14 protein-coding genes and 1 pseudogene are annotated in these 13767 nt (G+C 46.2%); 6 read left to right on the top strand and 9 right to left on the bottom strand.

Annotation, left to right across the window (positions count from 1 at the left end):
• Positions 1-154 (bottom strand): annotated as a pseudogene (locus F9L33_RS01710) (signal recognition particle-docking protein FtsY); the annotation flags it as partial.
• A 141-nt stretch (positions 155-295) separates the two neighbouring features.
• On the opposite strand from F9L33_RS01710, the gene F9L33_RS01705 reads away from it, so the two are divergent.
• Positions 296-1159 carry a lytic transglycosylase domain-containing protein gene (locus tag F9L33_RS01705; protein WP_226803891.1) on the top strand — a complete coding sequence of 288 codons (864 nt, stop codon included), beginning with the start codon at positions 296-298 and terminating at the stop codon, positions 1157-1159.
• Here the strand turns inward: F9L33_RS01705 and F9L33_RS01700 are convergent.
• The gene (locus F9L33_RS01700) at positions 1156-2853 is read right to left on the bottom strand and encodes an NAD(P)H-dependent oxidoreductase subunit E (protein WP_152141004.1); all 1698 of its coding nucleotides are present in this window, start codon (positions 2851-2853) and stop codon (positions 1156-1158) included. The two genes, F9L33_RS01705 and F9L33_RS01700, sit on opposite strands and share 4 nt — an antisense overlap.
• Positions 2854-3006: 153 nt before the next feature.
• On the opposite strand from F9L33_RS01700, the gene F9L33_RS01695 reads away from it, so the two are divergent.
• Positions 3007-4038, top strand: a complete 1032-nt coding sequence (locus F9L33_RS01695; RefSeq protein ID WP_193221935.1) for an alkane 1-monooxygenase — start codon at positions 3007-3009, stop codon at positions 4036-4038.
• Between the two features lies 1 nt (position 4039).
• On the top strand, positions 4040-4435 hold the full coding sequence (locus tag F9L33_RS01690) for a hypothetical protein (RefSeq protein ID WP_152141002.1): 396 nt from the start codon (positions 4040-4042) through the stop codon (positions 4433-4435).
• Here F9L33_RS01690 and xseA read toward each other — a convergent pair.
• Positions 4432-5865 (bottom strand): exodeoxyribonuclease VII large subunit, encoded by a 1434-nt coding sequence (gene xseA, locus F9L33_RS01685; RefSeq protein WP_152141001.1) that lies wholly within the window; start codon positions 5863-5865, stop codon positions 4432-4434. The genes F9L33_RS01690 and xseA overlap by 4 nt on opposite strands.
• A gap of 77 nt (positions 5866-5942) precedes the next feature.
• On the opposite strand from xseA, the gene purD reads away from it, so the two are divergent.
• Positions 5943-7205 carry a phosphoribosylamine--glycine ligase gene (gene purD / locus F9L33_RS01680; protein WP_152141000.1) on the top strand — a complete coding sequence of 421 codons (1263 nt, stop codon included), beginning with the start codon at positions 5943-5945 and terminating at the stop codon, positions 7203-7205.
• The gene (locus tag F9L33_RS01675) at positions 7205-8086 is read left to right on the top strand and encodes a bestrophin family protein (RefSeq protein ID WP_152140999.1); all 882 of its coding nucleotides are present in this window, start codon (positions 7205-7207) and stop codon (positions 8084-8086) included. The genes purD and F9L33_RS01675 overlap by 1 nt, the downstream gene beginning before the upstream one ends.
• On the opposite strand, the gene F9L33_RS01670 is transcribed toward F9L33_RS01675, so the two are convergent.
• Both F9L33_RS01670 and F9L33_RS01665 read right to left on the bottom strand, forming a co-directional pair.
• On the bottom strand, positions 8083-8781 hold the full coding sequence (locus F9L33_RS01670) for a VCBS repeat-containing protein (protein WP_226803889.1): 699 nt from the start codon (positions 8779-8781) through the stop codon (positions 8083-8085). The two genes, F9L33_RS01675 and F9L33_RS01670, sit on opposite strands and share 4 nt — an antisense overlap.
• On the bottom strand, positions 8781-9104 hold the full coding sequence (locus F9L33_RS01665) for a 2Fe-2S iron-sulfur cluster-binding protein (RefSeq protein WP_152140998.1): 324 nt from the start codon (positions 9102-9104) through the stop codon (positions 8781-8783). The genes F9L33_RS01670 and F9L33_RS01665 overlap by 1 nt, the downstream gene beginning before the upstream one ends.
• Positions 9105-9316: 212 nt before the next feature.
• Here F9L33_RS01665 and F9L33_RS01660 point away from each other — a divergent pair, with 212 nt between their 5' ends.
• Entirely contained in the window at positions 9317-9823 is a 507-nt protein-coding gene (locus F9L33_RS01660) for a peptidoglycan-binding protein (protein ID WP_152140997.1), read from the top strand.
• A 45-nt stretch (positions 9824-9868) separates the two neighbouring features.
• Here the strand turns inward: F9L33_RS01660 and F9L33_RS01655 are convergent, their stop codons facing one another.
• The 4 genes from F9L33_RS01655 to hflK all read right to left on the bottom strand — a co-directional run bounded on the left by F9L33_RS01655 (position 9869) and on the right by hflK (position 13753).
• A complete protein-coding gene (locus tag F9L33_RS01655; protein ID WP_370452069.1) occupies positions 9869-11356 on the bottom strand; it encodes a Do family serine endopeptidase in 1488 nt (495 codons plus the stop codon).
• Positions 11357-11541: 185 nt separating this feature from the next.
• Complete coding sequence (locus F9L33_RS01650; RefSeq protein ID WP_370452068.1) at positions 11542-11736, bottom strand: DUF2065 family protein; 195 nt, start codon at positions 11734-11736, stop codon at positions 11542-11544.
• Entirely contained in the window at positions 11733-12602 is an 870-nt protein-coding gene (hflC, locus tag F9L33_RS01645; protein WP_152140996.1) for a protease modulator HflC, read from the bottom strand. The genes F9L33_RS01650 and hflC overlap by 4 nt, the downstream gene beginning before the upstream one ends.
• Positions 12602-13753: an FtsH protease activity modulator HflK gene (gene hflK / locus F9L33_RS01640; protein WP_152140995.1), complete on the bottom strand. Its 1152-nt coding sequence runs from the start codon at positions 13751-13753 to the stop codon at positions 12602-12604. Before hflK ends, hflC begins: the two co-directional genes overlap by 1 nt.
• Positions 13754-13767 lie beyond the last annotated feature (14 nt).

Genomic DNA, 13767 nt, shown 5'->3' with positions numbered 1-13767 from the left:
CTGGAAGCTGTTCCTCAATGGGTTCAGATGCAAGCACTTCTTCTTGGATTTCTTCCTCTTCAACACCGCCGTCTTCAACAATAGCATCCAAGCCCTCTTCGATCTTGGATGAAGATTTAAATAAGCGGTCTTTGAGTTTTTTGAAAAAGGACATACACCCGTGCTCCAACAGTCTTATACCCACCTAATATGCATTTTACTGGGATGGAAGCCCTAGACGTGTGTGAATTTACTGTATTTGTTGAAATCTATCGCGTAATTCATGGATATGAGATATTTTCTTAGCATCTTATTATTGACACTTGTCCCAATTGAGACATTTGCACAAGATATTGAAAAAAAAGAGTTTTGCTCATCAGGGGCACATGCAAGCGTAATCTGTATTAAACCTGATACGTTCGATGCGGACCTGTGCACAGCACTTGAACAGTTTGCCAATCATTATGCCTTAAACCCCGCTTTTTTCACGCGGCTGATCTGGCAAGAAAGCCGCTTTAAACCGAATGCACGCAGTTCGGCAGACGCCATGGGTATTGCACAATTTATTGCAAGCACAGCTGAGGCGCGTGGGTTGGATGACCCGTTTAATCCAGCAGAAGCATTAGATGCCTCTGCGCGTTACCTTGCTGAACTCGAAAAAGACTTTGATAACTTAGGTTTAGCTGCAGCTGCTTATAATGCAGGTGAAACTGCGGCGGCGAACTTTCAGAAAAAAACTGCGGGGCTGCCAAACGAAACATGGAAATATGTGCAGATTATTACGGGTCTGGATGCAAGAACATGGCGAGATGCCCCACCCAATGATCATGATTTCAGCCTAAAGAAAGACCAGAGTTTTCAACAATCCTGTCTGGATTTAGCCAAAACGCGTAAATTGGATTTGGATCGAGATTTTCAACCACAGTTTAAAAAATGGGGTGTGCAGCTGGCAGCAGGTAAAACGCGTGAAGCTGCCGCAACCAGTTACAAACACCGTTCCCGCCTGTGCAGGCGCGCCATCAAGGATCGTAAACCTGATTATATCTATTCCAGCCCACAGGTGAAGTTACGCCGTCCGTCTTATGTCGCACGGATCAGCTTTGACAGCAGGAGAAAGGCGAATACATTTTGTACCCGCCTTAAACAATATCGTTGTGCTTGTGCTGTTTATAAAAACTAACTGACTTCCTCTGGAAAATGCTTCATCACCAAACGAATTGGATTTGGTGCTGCTTGACCCAAACCACAGATAGAGGCATCAACCATAGCCGTGGACAATTCTTCCAACAACTCTTGATCCCACTTATCTTTTTCCATCAGTTTCACAGCTTTTTCACACCCCACACGGCATGGTGTGCATTGACCACAGCTTTCGTCTTCGAAGAAACGTAGCATATTTAAAGCAGCTTCTTTTGCGCTGTCTTTGTCAGACAGAACAACAACAGCCGCTGAGCCAATAAATGTACCATGTGGTTGTAATGTATCGAAATCCAACGGGATATCATCCATATGCGCTGGTAATAGACCAGAAGATGGTCCACCTGGCTGGTATGCTTTGAATGTATGCCCATCCAACATGCCGCCGCAGTGATCCTCGATCAATTCTTTAATTGTCAAACCAGCATCTGCAATCACCACACCCGGCTTTTTCACACGGCCAGAAACGGAATAACTGCGCATGCCTTTGCGGTCATTTGTTCCATGTGCACCAAAGACGTCGCCACCTTCGCGTGCGACTTTGCAAATCCAGTGTAATGTTTCAACGTTATGCACCAAAGTCGGACGGTTAAAGATACCAACAGAGGCCACGAATGGCGGACGGTGACGAGGAATGCCACGTTTGCCTTCGATGCTTTCGATCATGGCACTTTCTTCGCCACAGATATATGCCCCTGCGCCACGACGCAGATCGATGTATCCTTTTTCAACGATGCCTGCGTCTTCTAGTTTTGCTATCTCTTTTGACAAGAGGTGCAAAACAGCAGGATATTCATCGCGCATATAGATAAAGCATTTTTCAGCTTCTACGGCCCAAGCTGCAATCAACATGCCCTCTAGGAATACATGTGGTTCACGCTCTAGGAAATAACGATCTTTGAATGTGCCTGGTTCGCCTTCGTCGCCGTTTACAGCCAAATAACGTGGGCCTTCGTTCATACGTACGAATGACCATTTCTTGCCTGATGGGAAACCAGCGCCGCCCATACCGCGCAGACCACTTTCAAGAACTTCATCTTGCAATTGGTCAGGTGTTTTAGAACCACCGCGCAGGGATTTCAGTTCGTCATACCCCCCTTTGTCGGCGTAATCTAAAAAGTCTTGGTAATCTGGGATGTGTGGATGTGTGTCGTCTGCAGCGATTGCAGTTTCCACTTTTTCAACAGTTGCATGATCAACGTGGTTGTGACCCAACTCTAAAGTTGGGGCTGTATCACAACGGCCCATGCATGGCGCGCGCAGAACACGAACTTCGCCTTTGTCGTTATATTTGCTGGCTAGATCGCGCAACAATTCTTCGGAACCAGCTAATTCACAAGCCAAGCTGTCACAAACGCGGATTGTTAAAGATGGTGGTGCATCTTGGCCTTCTTTTACAATGTCAAAATGCGCATAGAAACTAGCAACTTCGTAAACTTCTGTTTGCGATAGCTTCATTTCATCGGCCAAACCAGCCAAATGTTGTGACGATAAATGCCCATAATGGTCTTGGATCAAATGCAAATGTTCGATCAGTAAATCGCGATCGCGTGGACGATCACCAAGCAGTGCTTGCACTTCTTCCAAAGCGTCTTCAGTAACCTGACGCCCTTTTGGGGTATGACGGCCTTTGCCTTTACCCGATTTCCAAACACCTTTGCGTTCATCCAGTGCCATTGGCCCATTCCTTATTCGTTTGGATGGACTATATGCAGCTTCAATGCGACAGACCAGAATAAATACGACATCGCAGACCTCATAAACGCGCTGCTTTGTTGAAAGATGAAGGATTTGTTTCTACTGTGCTCAAAAGTTTCTGAAACAGGTCACATGAGCATTCGAACAGCCCTCTTTTTTATCATCACACTGATTCCTGCCCCACTATTGCTTGCGGCAGGGTTTACAGGTGGTTTTTGGGTGCCGCTTGCGTTCTTATATCTGACTGGATTCGCTATGTTTTGTGATGAGGCTTTTGAGTTGGATTTTTCCAAAGGTGGCGACAGTTGGTTGGCGCGACAAGCCTTACCTATCACTCTGAGCTTGATACATTTCATGTTACTTCCATTAGCCATATACAGTCTGGCTACATTAGATTTATCTGTTGGGTATAAAATCCTATTGTTCATGGCTTTTGGTCTGTTTTTTGGCATGATCAGTCATTCAAATGCGCATGAATTGATCCACCGTTCAAACAGGCTGCATCACAGATTGGGCAAATGGGCTTTCATCTCTATGATGTTTGGCCATCATACAAGCGCGCATATGTTGGTGCATCATGTTCATGTGTGCACGCCAAAAGATCCAAATACCGCTCGTTATAATGAGAGTTTCTATAGCTTTTTAAAACGCGCTTCTGTGTCTGAATTTATCGAAGGGTTACGGGCTGAAAACAACCGTTTGGGTAAACAAGGGTTGGCGGCTATGAACCTGCACAACCCTTATTGGCAGTACTGTATTGGTGCATTTTGTATGGTGCTGATCGCCTATCTTATCGCAGGTTTTACGGGTGTTTTTGTATATATTTGTTTGTGTTCATATGCTCAGTTACAAATGCTTATGATTGATTATGTCCAACACTATGGTTTGGAGCGTACCCAATTGGAAAACGGTAAGTATGAACCAGTCTCTTTACGCCATTCATGGAATGCCCCCCATTGGTTTAGCGCTTTTATGACAATGAATGCACCACGCCATTCAGATCATCACGCATCCCCCGCAAAGCTTTATACAGAACTTGATGGGCATAAGGATACAGCACCGCAACTGCCATATTCTTTGCCGATCATGGCAGCAATTGCATTTTCACCGCGCCGATGGCGTAAAATCATGAACCCACGTGTCACAAAATGGCGAGAAACTTAATATGTTGAAATATATAACTTTAATTCTATTCTGGGTCGTGCAACCAAGTTTTGCAGAGACCATTGTTACTCCAGATCAATTTGAAAAACTTTCAACAGATAAAACACTGTATTTCTCATTCGAAGGGAAGCCATTCGGTGTAGAACAATTCTTCAAGGATCGTCGCAGTAAGTGGCGTTATGAAGATGGTACTTGTGAAGATGGGGAATGGTTCGCAGATAATGACTTGATCTGTTTTAATTATGATGGCGGTTTGGAAACCATATGTTGGCATTTCCTCAAAACCGATGATGGATATGCTGCACGTGCTGAGGGAGCCCCCAAAAACGAAGTTCTAAAACTAGAAAGTATTGATACAAAACCACTTTTATGCAGTGGTAAAGGTTTAGCAGTTTAGAACAGGCTGCCTTGGTCTTTTGGTGGTTCTTTAGGCTTTTTTTTGGGTTTCGATTTTGGTTTTGTCACGTTCGCTGTGTCTGTTTTAAAATGCCCATCTTTGAATTGAATATCCAACGGTCCAGCTCCGTGGGCCGCTTTCGCCGTAGACAACAGTGTACCATCTAGATCTCGAACCACAGCATAGCCGCGATCAATAGTTGCTTCATAACCTAAAGTTCCGCGCAGACGTTCCAAGCCATCTAGTTTATTACGCCAACGCTCTACTTGGCGGCTAGCCGTATTGGTAAAGTTTGCAGCTACCCGTTGTAACGTTTGTTCTTTTTGTGAAATTGCCTGCTGTAAGGATTGCGGACGTAAAGCAGCTGCTTTTTCAGCCAATTGAACACGCTTACCTTGAGCCATTGCTTGTAATGCGCGTGGTAGGCGCGCAGAGATCATGTCCAAACGTTGCTGTTGCATTGCAACAATTTCAACTGGATTGGGCATTGCCCGTGACAAGTCGCGCAACCGTTGCCCTCTTTGCGCAATACCATTGGCAAGCGCCCGAACGCGGCGTTCTTCCATCCCTGCAAGCCATGCAGCAAGTTCGGAACGCACTGGTACTGATAGTTCTGCCGCCGCAGTGGGCGTTGGCGCGCGTTGATCAGACACGTAATCAATCAACGTTGTATCGGTTTCGTGCCCAACTGCAGAGATTAAAGGAATTTCACTGGCTGCTGCTGCACGTGCAACGTTTTCTTCGTTAAAGCCCCAAAGGTCTTCGATAGAACCACCACCACGTGCCACAATAATCAGATCGGGGCGCGGCATTGCCCCGCCTGGTGTCATTTTATTAAACCCTTCGATTGCAGCCGTCACTTCTGGTGCGCAGCGGTCGCCCTGAACAGCGACAGGCCAAATTAGAACTTTGCGTGGAAAACGGTCGCGCAAACGATGTAAAATATCACGAATAACTGCACCAGATGGCGATGTCACAACACCAATAACTTCTGGCAGATATGGAATAGGTTGTTTGCGATCTAAATCGAACAAACCTTCGGCAGCCAATGCTTTTTTGCGTTTTTCCAGCATCGCCATCAATGCGCCTACACCAGCAACACGCAATTCCATGACATTCATCTGGTATTTGGATTGTTTTGGAAACGATGTCAGTTTGCCAACGGCTATAACTTCCATACCTTCTTCGGGTTGCACAGACAGCTTTGATGCCTGTCCTTTCCATGTCACGGCATTCAGAACGGCACCTTCATCCTTTAGGTCATAATAAATATGCCCTGATGCATAGCGATTCACCCGTCCGATTTCACCGCGAATACGCACATGGGAAAATTCACCCTCGATCATGCGTTTTACCGCCCCAGAAATCTCTGAAACGCTAAATTCTGGCGCATTTGCACCCGGTTCTGGGTTGTCGATCAAATCAGACACATGTGTCTCCTTGCACATCATCAAAAGCGACTTTAGAACGAGCGGCAACAAAGGCCAAGTCAGGAGCGCGTAAAAACATGAACATTCTTATTTTAGGGTCAGGTGGACGTGAACACGCTTTGGCATGGGCCGTAAAGCAAAACCCAAAATGTGATCGTTTGGTTTGTGCGCCTGGCAATGCTGGCATGGCTGAAATCGCCGATTGTTTATCTGTAAATACAGAAGATGGTGCCGCTGTTGTTGCACTTTGTCAGGCTGAAAAGATTGATTTTGTTATCGTAGGTGCTGAAGCGCCATTGGCAGCGGGTGTTGCAGATGATTTACGTGCTGCTGGCATCACGACATTTGGCCCATCGGCAAAGGCTGCATTGTTGGAAGCATCAAAAGCTTTCACCAAAGAGGTTTGCGATGCCTGTAATGCCCCAACAGCAGCTTATGCACGATTTACAGAGCTTGAAGCAGCGAAAGCTTATGTTACCGAACAAGGTGCACCGATTGTCATCAAAGCGGATGGTTTAGCCGCTGGTAAAGGCGTGATCGTTGCAATGGAATTACAAGAAGCTTTAGACGGCTTGGATGAAATCTTTGGCGGTGCATTCGGCGATGCCGGCGCAGAAGTGGTGATCGAAGAATTTATGGAAGGCGAAGAAGCAAGCTTCTTTATCCTGTCTGACGGTAAAAACATCCTGCCAATCGGCACAGCCCAAGACCACAAGCGTGTGTTTGACGGTGACGAAGGGCCAAATACAGGCGGTATGGGTGCCTATTCCCCTGCCCCAGTTATGACAGATGCAGTCACACAAAAAGCTTTGGACGAAATCGTACAGCCTTGTGTGGATGAAATGGCCCGCCGTGGCACACCGTATCAAGGCGTTCTATACGCAGGTTTCATGATCAAAGACGGCCAACCACGCCTTGTGGAATATAACGTGCGCTTTGGTGACCCTGAATGTCAGGTGTTGATGATGCGTTTGGGTGCGCAAGCTTTGGACGCTTTGCACGCTTGTGCAGAGGAGCGTTTGGATACGGCACAAATCAACTGGGCTGATGACCATGCAATGACGGTTGTATTGGCTGCAAATGGGTACCCTGGCTCTTATAATAAGGGCACAGAGATCAAAGGTTTGGATGCTTTAACATCTGACAGTAAAAACATGGTGTTCCATGCAGGTACTAAATCTGAGGATGGTAAGGTTTTGGCTGTTGGAGGACGTGTTTTAAACGTGACAGCACGTGGCGGCAGTCTGCAAGAAGCCCGCGACCGCGCTTATGACATGATAGATCAGATTGATTGGCCAGAAGGCTTTCACCGCAAAGACATCGGCTGGCGCGCGCTCTAATGATTGTTCGCGACAAACCGGGCATTTTGCAGCTGTTGTTTGACATGCGAGGTTCGGTTTTGCCGCGTATATTACCGCGCATTCTGGTCGTAACGATTCTGTCCATTATTGTCGTGTTTATTGACGCTTCTGTCCTGACGTTGACCCATACAAGCTCAGCCCCTTTTGCTGTGTTTGGTGTCGCGCTTTCGTTGTTTCTGGGCTTTCGCAATAATGCGGCTTATGACCGTTGGTGGGAAGGTCGCAAACTTTGGGGGCAGCTGGTTGCTGATATGCGATCGTTGGGGCGCGAAACAGAAATGTTTATCCCAGAAGATCAGATCAGAACCCGTATATTGCGTTTGGCACTGGCATTTATACATCTACACCGCATCAATTTGCGCAAACTGACAGATTTCAGTGCCCCGAAACAGTGGGTGGAGGATGATTTTTCAAACGCGCCGCATCCGCCTTGTGCTGCCATGAACCAATTAAGCAAAGCGATTGCACAGTCCAGTGCAGATGGATTTGGGCGTAAAACATTAATGGAACGGCTCGCCAATATATCTCTTGCACAAGCAGGCTGCGAACGTATTGCCAATACGCCTTTACCATATGTTTATTCTTTGTTGGTATTTCGTACGACCTATCTTTACTGCCTGTTGATCCCTTTTGCGATGCTGGAAAGCGCTGGCTGGATGACACCTGTATTTGTTGCTGTCGTTGCTTATGTTTTCTTTGGTTTGGCAGAAGTCACCGAAGAACTTGCAGATCCGTTTGGGGAAACCGTGAATGGATTACCTTTGGATTCCACATGTCGCACAATCGAGATTAGCTTAGCACCGCATTTGGATATTGAAGCGCCAGAACCGTTAAAACTGAAACGGTATTATTTAAGTTAATGTTGGCAATTTAAGGCTGACATAATACTTTCGGGCGTAACGTAAGGTGTAAAGCTGCGCGACTTTATTTGGCTTTCAGTCAGTGTAACAGAAACCACTTCGCTCCAATCACCACGCGCTAGGATCATTTCTGGCCCTGCTCCACAGTTGCGCACACCGCTTGCGATGAAATCCCAACCAATCTTGTGATTTGAAAACCCTTGTTTATTGGCTATCTCAGTAAGCTTACCATCTTTATAACTGACGATCCGCAGCGTTTTCGCCAAATGCGGGCGGTCAATATAGGCTATATCAATTACACCATCACCATTGAAATCAGCCACACCTATTGGTGCCAGCCAGCGATGTGATGTCCCTATGTGGGGCGTTTCTGCAATTTTGCCTGTCTTATCATAAACAGCCAGTGCAGCACCGCGGTTCATATCCGTTTCAATAACAATAACTTCTGGAGTTCCATCCGCATCAACATCTGCCAAACGTGGCTGGGTATCTTCGAAAACATGATCCGTTGGAAGTTGGAATTTATGAGTGTCTGTAGGAGTTTTAACAATCAGGCTGCCATATTCGATCGCATCGCCCAATACAGCATGTCTATAGCGGTCTGTTGGATCGCTATATGTCGCGGATACAATATCCGCATAAACAGGTGCAGCCATCATTCCCATGAATAGAACAATGGCTGACCGTAGTATCATTAGATTTGCTTTTCAGGCATCCGAACGACCAGGCCGTCCAGTTCATCTGTAACTTTCAACTGGCAAGTCAAACGAGACTTTGTGGCGTCCGCTTCCCATGCAAAGTCCAACATATCTTCTTCCATTGCATCTTTTGCTGGCAATTTAGCCACCCAGCTATCATCCACATAAACGTGGCATGTTGAACAAGCGCATGCACCGCCGCAATCAGCCTCGATACCAGGGATGTTATTGTCACGTGCGCCTTCCATTACAGTTAGACCGCTTGCAACGTCTACAACGTGCTCTTTGCCGTTGTGCTCAATATAGGTGATTTTGGCCATTGCCGTCTGCCTCCAGTTAAAAAATCTAAATTCCGTGTAAACTGACAATTTGTTTTCTGCCAGCCCCTTTTTTTGCGGATACAAAGAGTTGAATTCAACTGAAACAAATACAGTTACAACCCTATGTTCAAAGCGGCAGATATACGCAGGGGTAGATTTTCCTTTTTATCAAAGCTTTTTATCGTTACTTTGTTCAAAAAACCGAGGACCAAATGGCCCCTATACGAGCAGTTTTTATAGCAAGCCTTATCAGTGCTTGCCCATTATTGGGTAATGCCCAAACACAAGATGCGCCTGAAGGGGCCGCTGAAGGAGCCTGTTATATCCGCTATACAGCCCCTGCTGTGATTGAGACGGTGACAGAACAAATCATTGTGCAGCCTGAAAAAACAACCATTGATCCTGATACAGGTAAAACGGTTGTTGTGATGCCTGCAATATATGCAACAGAGACTGTGCAAAAGATTGTAAGTGACCGCAAAGAAGACTGGGCAGAAGTAATTTGCGCCAACGATTACAATGATAATTTTGTAAAAAGCTTGCAACGTGCTTTGGCAGCTCGTGGGTTTTATCGCGGCAACGTTACAGGTATCATGGATGATCGCACCAAACGCGCGGTTCGAAATGTTCAAAAAAGTTACGGTGTGAATTCCTCAGAAGTCACCTTAGATTTGGCTGAAAGCTACGGCTTGGTAATCCACCATCTATTCGTAAAATAAAAAACCCCGCACTATGGCGGGGTTTTCAATGAATATCCTCAGATTTTAATCACCGAGTGATAAAGCAACAAAACGCGGACTTCCATCGCGGCGCACTAGGAATAATGCAGATTTTCGGCCTGCATCTTTTGCAGCTTGAATCGCATTGGTAACGGCTTCTGGGCTGTCCACAGCAACTTGTCCTACTTCAGCAATAACATCACCAGTACGCAGGCCCTTTTCATACGCATCCGATGTTTCTTCTACGGATACAACGGCAACACCGACAGTATCTTGAGGTAATTTAAGTTGCTTACGAATTTCATCAGTTAAGCTTGTCATTTTAATACCAAGCGATGTTTCTGTTTTTTCTTTTTCAGAAGATTCAGATGACGAAACAACGATCTCTTTTTCAGCATCTTCACGTCGCGCCAATAGAACTTTAAGCGTTTGTGTTTTACCATCGCGCTGCACGATTACACGTACAGACTTGCCAACAGCCGTATTGCCAACCTGCTTAATCAAGCTTCGCGTATCTTTAACATCTTTACCGTCAAAGTTCAGGATAACATCGCCCGCTAAAACACCTGCTTCTTTTGCAGGCCCGTCAGGAACATCACTGACCAAAGCACCAGCCGCTTTTTCAAGCCCCAAAGCGTCTGCCATTTCAGCGTCAACATCTTGGATGTTCACACCTAACCAGCCACGGCGTGTTTCACCAAACTGTTTCAACTGATCAACAACTGGGCCAACAACGTTAGATGCCATCGAAAACCCAAGACCAATAGAACCACCTGTTGGTGAAATAATAGCCGTGTTCACGCCAATAACTGTACCACCCATATTGAATAATGGACCACCAGAATTACCACGATTGATCGCAGCATCTGTTTGAATGAAGTCATCATATGGGCCAGAGCGCAACGAGCGATTGTTGGCAGATATAATACCAGCAGAAACTGAGAACCCCTGCCCTAATGGATTACCTACGGCCAACACCCAATCACCAACGCGTGAAATATCACTGTCGCCAAATGTAACAAATGGCAGTGGTTTATCAGCTTCAACTTTCAACAGCGCAATATCTGTGTTTGGGTCACGGCCAATCAACTTAGCATCTAATTCTTTACCATCAAAGAATTCGATCACAATTTCATCGGCTTTATCAATGACGTGATTGTTCGTCACAATGTAACCATCCGCAGAAATTACGAAACCAGAACCAAGCGCAGATGCGCGGCGTGGCGGGCGTTGCCCTTGGCCTTGTTGTCCCGGGATTTGGTCAAAGAAATCTTTAAAAAAATCTTCAAAAGGTGACCCTTTTGGAACTTGCGGCAATGCAGGGCGATTGGGCTGCGCAACTGTTTGCGTTGTCGTAATATTTACAACGGATGGGCTGACCTTTTCTGCAAGGTCTGCAAAGCTGTCAGGAGCACCACGTGCGGATACCGCCAATGTTTGGGCGAACATAAGAGCCAACGTTAAAAACGCGCCAATTAAAAAGGTTTGAGGTTTTGTCCGCACCTGCGCGCGGGTAAGAGCGATTGATTTCACTGTGTTCCTCCGAAATACTGCATCTTAACAAGCCAATACGCGACCTGCCTTCTTTTTATAACTTGTGCTCTGGGTGTAACATTGCAAGGGAAACAGTCGCAACATTATTCACAAGAACGTTAGCACATACCGAACATAGGTCGGATTTAGCCATGAATTTGCAAATGCATCAATACTGATAAATGTCACAAGCTGTTTTTCGCCAACCAAACCAGCCCTACTCCCAGTGCAACAATAGCCACACCCAATGTGCGACGTTTTTCAACACTCATTTCTTGCATAGCCTTCAACAAGTCTTCAAAGCGTAAAGGGGCCAGCGCAAACACCAGCCCCTCTAATACCGCAACCAGACCTAGGCCCAGTAGCAAATCATGCATCATCTGCCGCTATCCGACTTCAGATAGTCAAAAAACTCGCTGTCAGGTGAAATAACCAAAGTTGAGTTACTGCCTTTCAACGATTTCTCATAAGCAGTCAAAGAACGGTAGAAAGCGAAGAACTCTGGATCACGACCAAAAGCTTCTGCGAAAACTGCGTTTCGCTTCGCATCAGCTTCACCGCGAATAATCTGTGAGTTCTTTTGCGCTTCCGAAACAGTCTCAACAACTGTACGATCTGCAATCGCACGAGCACGTTGAGCGGCCTCGTTACCACGGGCAATCTCGTCTGCCGCTTCACGTTCACGTTCTGCGCGCATGCGCTCAAAGGTTTTTTCCAAGTTTTGCTCAGGTAAATCAGCACGTTTGATACGCACGTCAACGATTTCAACACCCAATGCAGCAGCTTTTTGACGAGACGCGTCACGGATAAGGTTCATCAGGCCAACACGGTCAGCAGATAAAAGTTTACCAGAATCCACATCACCTAAAACTTTACGCAATTCAGCGTTTAGGATCGTTTCCAAACGACTACGTGCAGAATTTTCGCCGCCAGAGCCGATGGCACGTCTGAAACGAACAACATCCGTAATCCGCCAACGCGCAAATGCATCCACATCAAAACGACGGTTGTCTTTCATCGTCACCTCAAGTGGTTGCGTATCAAGAGGCAAAATACGGTCGTCATATTTTACAATTTCATGCAACACAGGAACTTTAAAATTCAAACCTGGTTCATCAATAACAGCTGTAACCTCACCAAACCATAAGCGTAATGCTTTTTCGCGTTCATCCACGATGTAGAACGAAGAAAGAGCAATGACACCCGCTATTATAAATATAGGTGCTAAAAGTGTAGAAACTCTCATTAGTTTGCTCCTCCTTTATTCTTGTTCAATTCATTCAACGGCAAGTATTTTACAACGCCTTGACCACCGCCTTCAGTGTTTTCATCAATGATCACTTTATCAACATCGCCCAGAACGCGTTCTAATGTCTCTAAGTACAGACGCTTACGTGTCACCTCTGGTGCTTTTGCAAACTCTTCATATACGGCGATAAAACGTGATGCCTCACCTTCGGCTTCGTTCACTGTTTGCGAACGGTACCCTTCGGCTTGTTCCAACAACTGAGCTGCTTCACCACGGGCTTCCGCCACAACTTTGTTAGAATAAGCATCCGCTTGTTTTTCCAGCGTATCACGTGTTTGTTCTGCAGCTTGAACTTCGCGGAAGCTGTCCGCCACTTCGCGTGGTGGATCGGCTTTGTCAAAGTTCACACGCACAATCGAAACACCAGCATCATAGCTGTCCAATGTTTGTTGAATCAACGTTTGCAGATCTGCCGCAATGGCACCTTTACCTGTTGTCAAAATTGGCGTCAGGTTTGTCCGCGCAACAATTTCACGCATCACAGATTCAGACACAGCACGAATAGTTTCTTGCGGTGAATTCAGGTTAAACAGGTACTTTTGAGGATCGTTGATATTCCAAACAACTTGGAAATCCACGTCCACGATATTTTCATCACCAGTTAACATCAGACCTTCGTCTGCACGTACACCGCGACCCACACCAATATTTTCGATGTTCTCTTTGGTCACTGGTAGAATTTCTTTGGTGACAAGGGGCCAAGGGGCAAAGTTAAGTCCCTCATTCCCTGTTTTGTAATATTCCCCCAAAAATAGCTCTACAGATTGTTCAGATGTATCCACACGGTAGAAGCTGTTAAAGCCCCAAAACGCTACGCCAGCCAATAGGATCAGACCGATACCGCCAAAGCCAAGACTTGGGGCTTGTCCACCGCCACCACCATTTCCTTTACGAGCGCCGCCTTTGCCGCCCATTAAAACGCGCAGTTGTTCTTGACCTTTACGAACGATTTCATCGATTTCTGGCATATCAGGGCGATTTCCGCCGCCGCCGCCAGAAGGCTTGCGCCCGCCACCATTGTTACCACCACCTTGATCGCCGCGATTTCCACCGCCGCCCCAGGGACCTCCGGAATTATTTCCAGCCATTCTGTTAGAATCCT

It is taken from the genome of Amylibacter sp. SFDW26, from assembly GCF_009184395.1.
Taxonomy (GTDB): domain Bacteria; phylum Pseudomonadota; class Alphaproteobacteria; order Rhodobacterales; family Rhodobacteraceae; genus Amylibacter.
This window is presented reverse-complemented; position numbering and strand designations above follow the sequence as displayed.

Excerpts from the sequence above, each read along its gene's own strand:
- F9L33_RS01700 (WP_152141004.1), bottom strand. The coding sequence starts at position 2,853 with ATGGCACTGGATGAACGCAAAGGTGTTTGGAAATCGGGTAAAGGCAAA.
- F9L33_RS01695 (WP_193221935.1), top strand. The coding sequence starts at position 3,007 with ATGAGCATTCGAACAGCCCTCTTTTTTATCATCACACTGATTCCTGCC.
- F9L33_RS01690 (WP_152141002.1), top strand. The coding sequence starts at position 4,040 with ATGTTGAAATATATAACTTTAATTCTATTCTGGGTCGTGCAACCAAGT.
- purD (WP_152141000.1), top strand. The coding sequence starts at position 5,943 with ATGAACATTCTTATTTTAGGGTCAGGTGGACGTGAACACGCTTTGGCA.
- F9L33_RS01675 (WP_152140999.1), top strand. The coding sequence starts at position 7,205 with ATGATTGTTCGCGACAAACCGGGCATTTTGCAGCTGTTGTTTGACATG.
- F9L33_RS01670 (WP_226803889.1), bottom strand. The coding sequence starts at position 8,781 with ATGATACTACGGTCAGCCATTGTTCTATTCATGGGAATGATGGCTGCA.
- F9L33_RS01665 (WP_152140998.1), bottom strand. The coding sequence starts at position 9,104 with ATGGCCAAAATCACCTATATTGAGCACAACGGCAAAGAGCACGTTGTA.
- F9L33_RS01660 (WP_152140997.1), top strand. The coding sequence starts at position 9,317 with ATGGCCCCTATACGAGCAGTTTTTATAGCAAGCCTTATCAGTGCTTGC.
- F9L33_RS01650 (WP_370452068.1), bottom strand. The coding sequence starts at position 11,736 with ATGATGCATGATTTGCTACTGGGCCTAGGTCTGGTTGCGGTATTAGAG.
- hflC (WP_152140996.1), bottom strand. The coding sequence starts at position 12,602 with ATGAGAGTTTCTACACTTTTAGCACCTATATTTATAATAGCGGGTGTC.
- hflK (WP_152140995.1), bottom strand. The coding sequence starts at position 13,753 with ATGGCTGGAAATAATTCCGGAGGTCCCTGGGGCGGCGGTGGAAATCGC.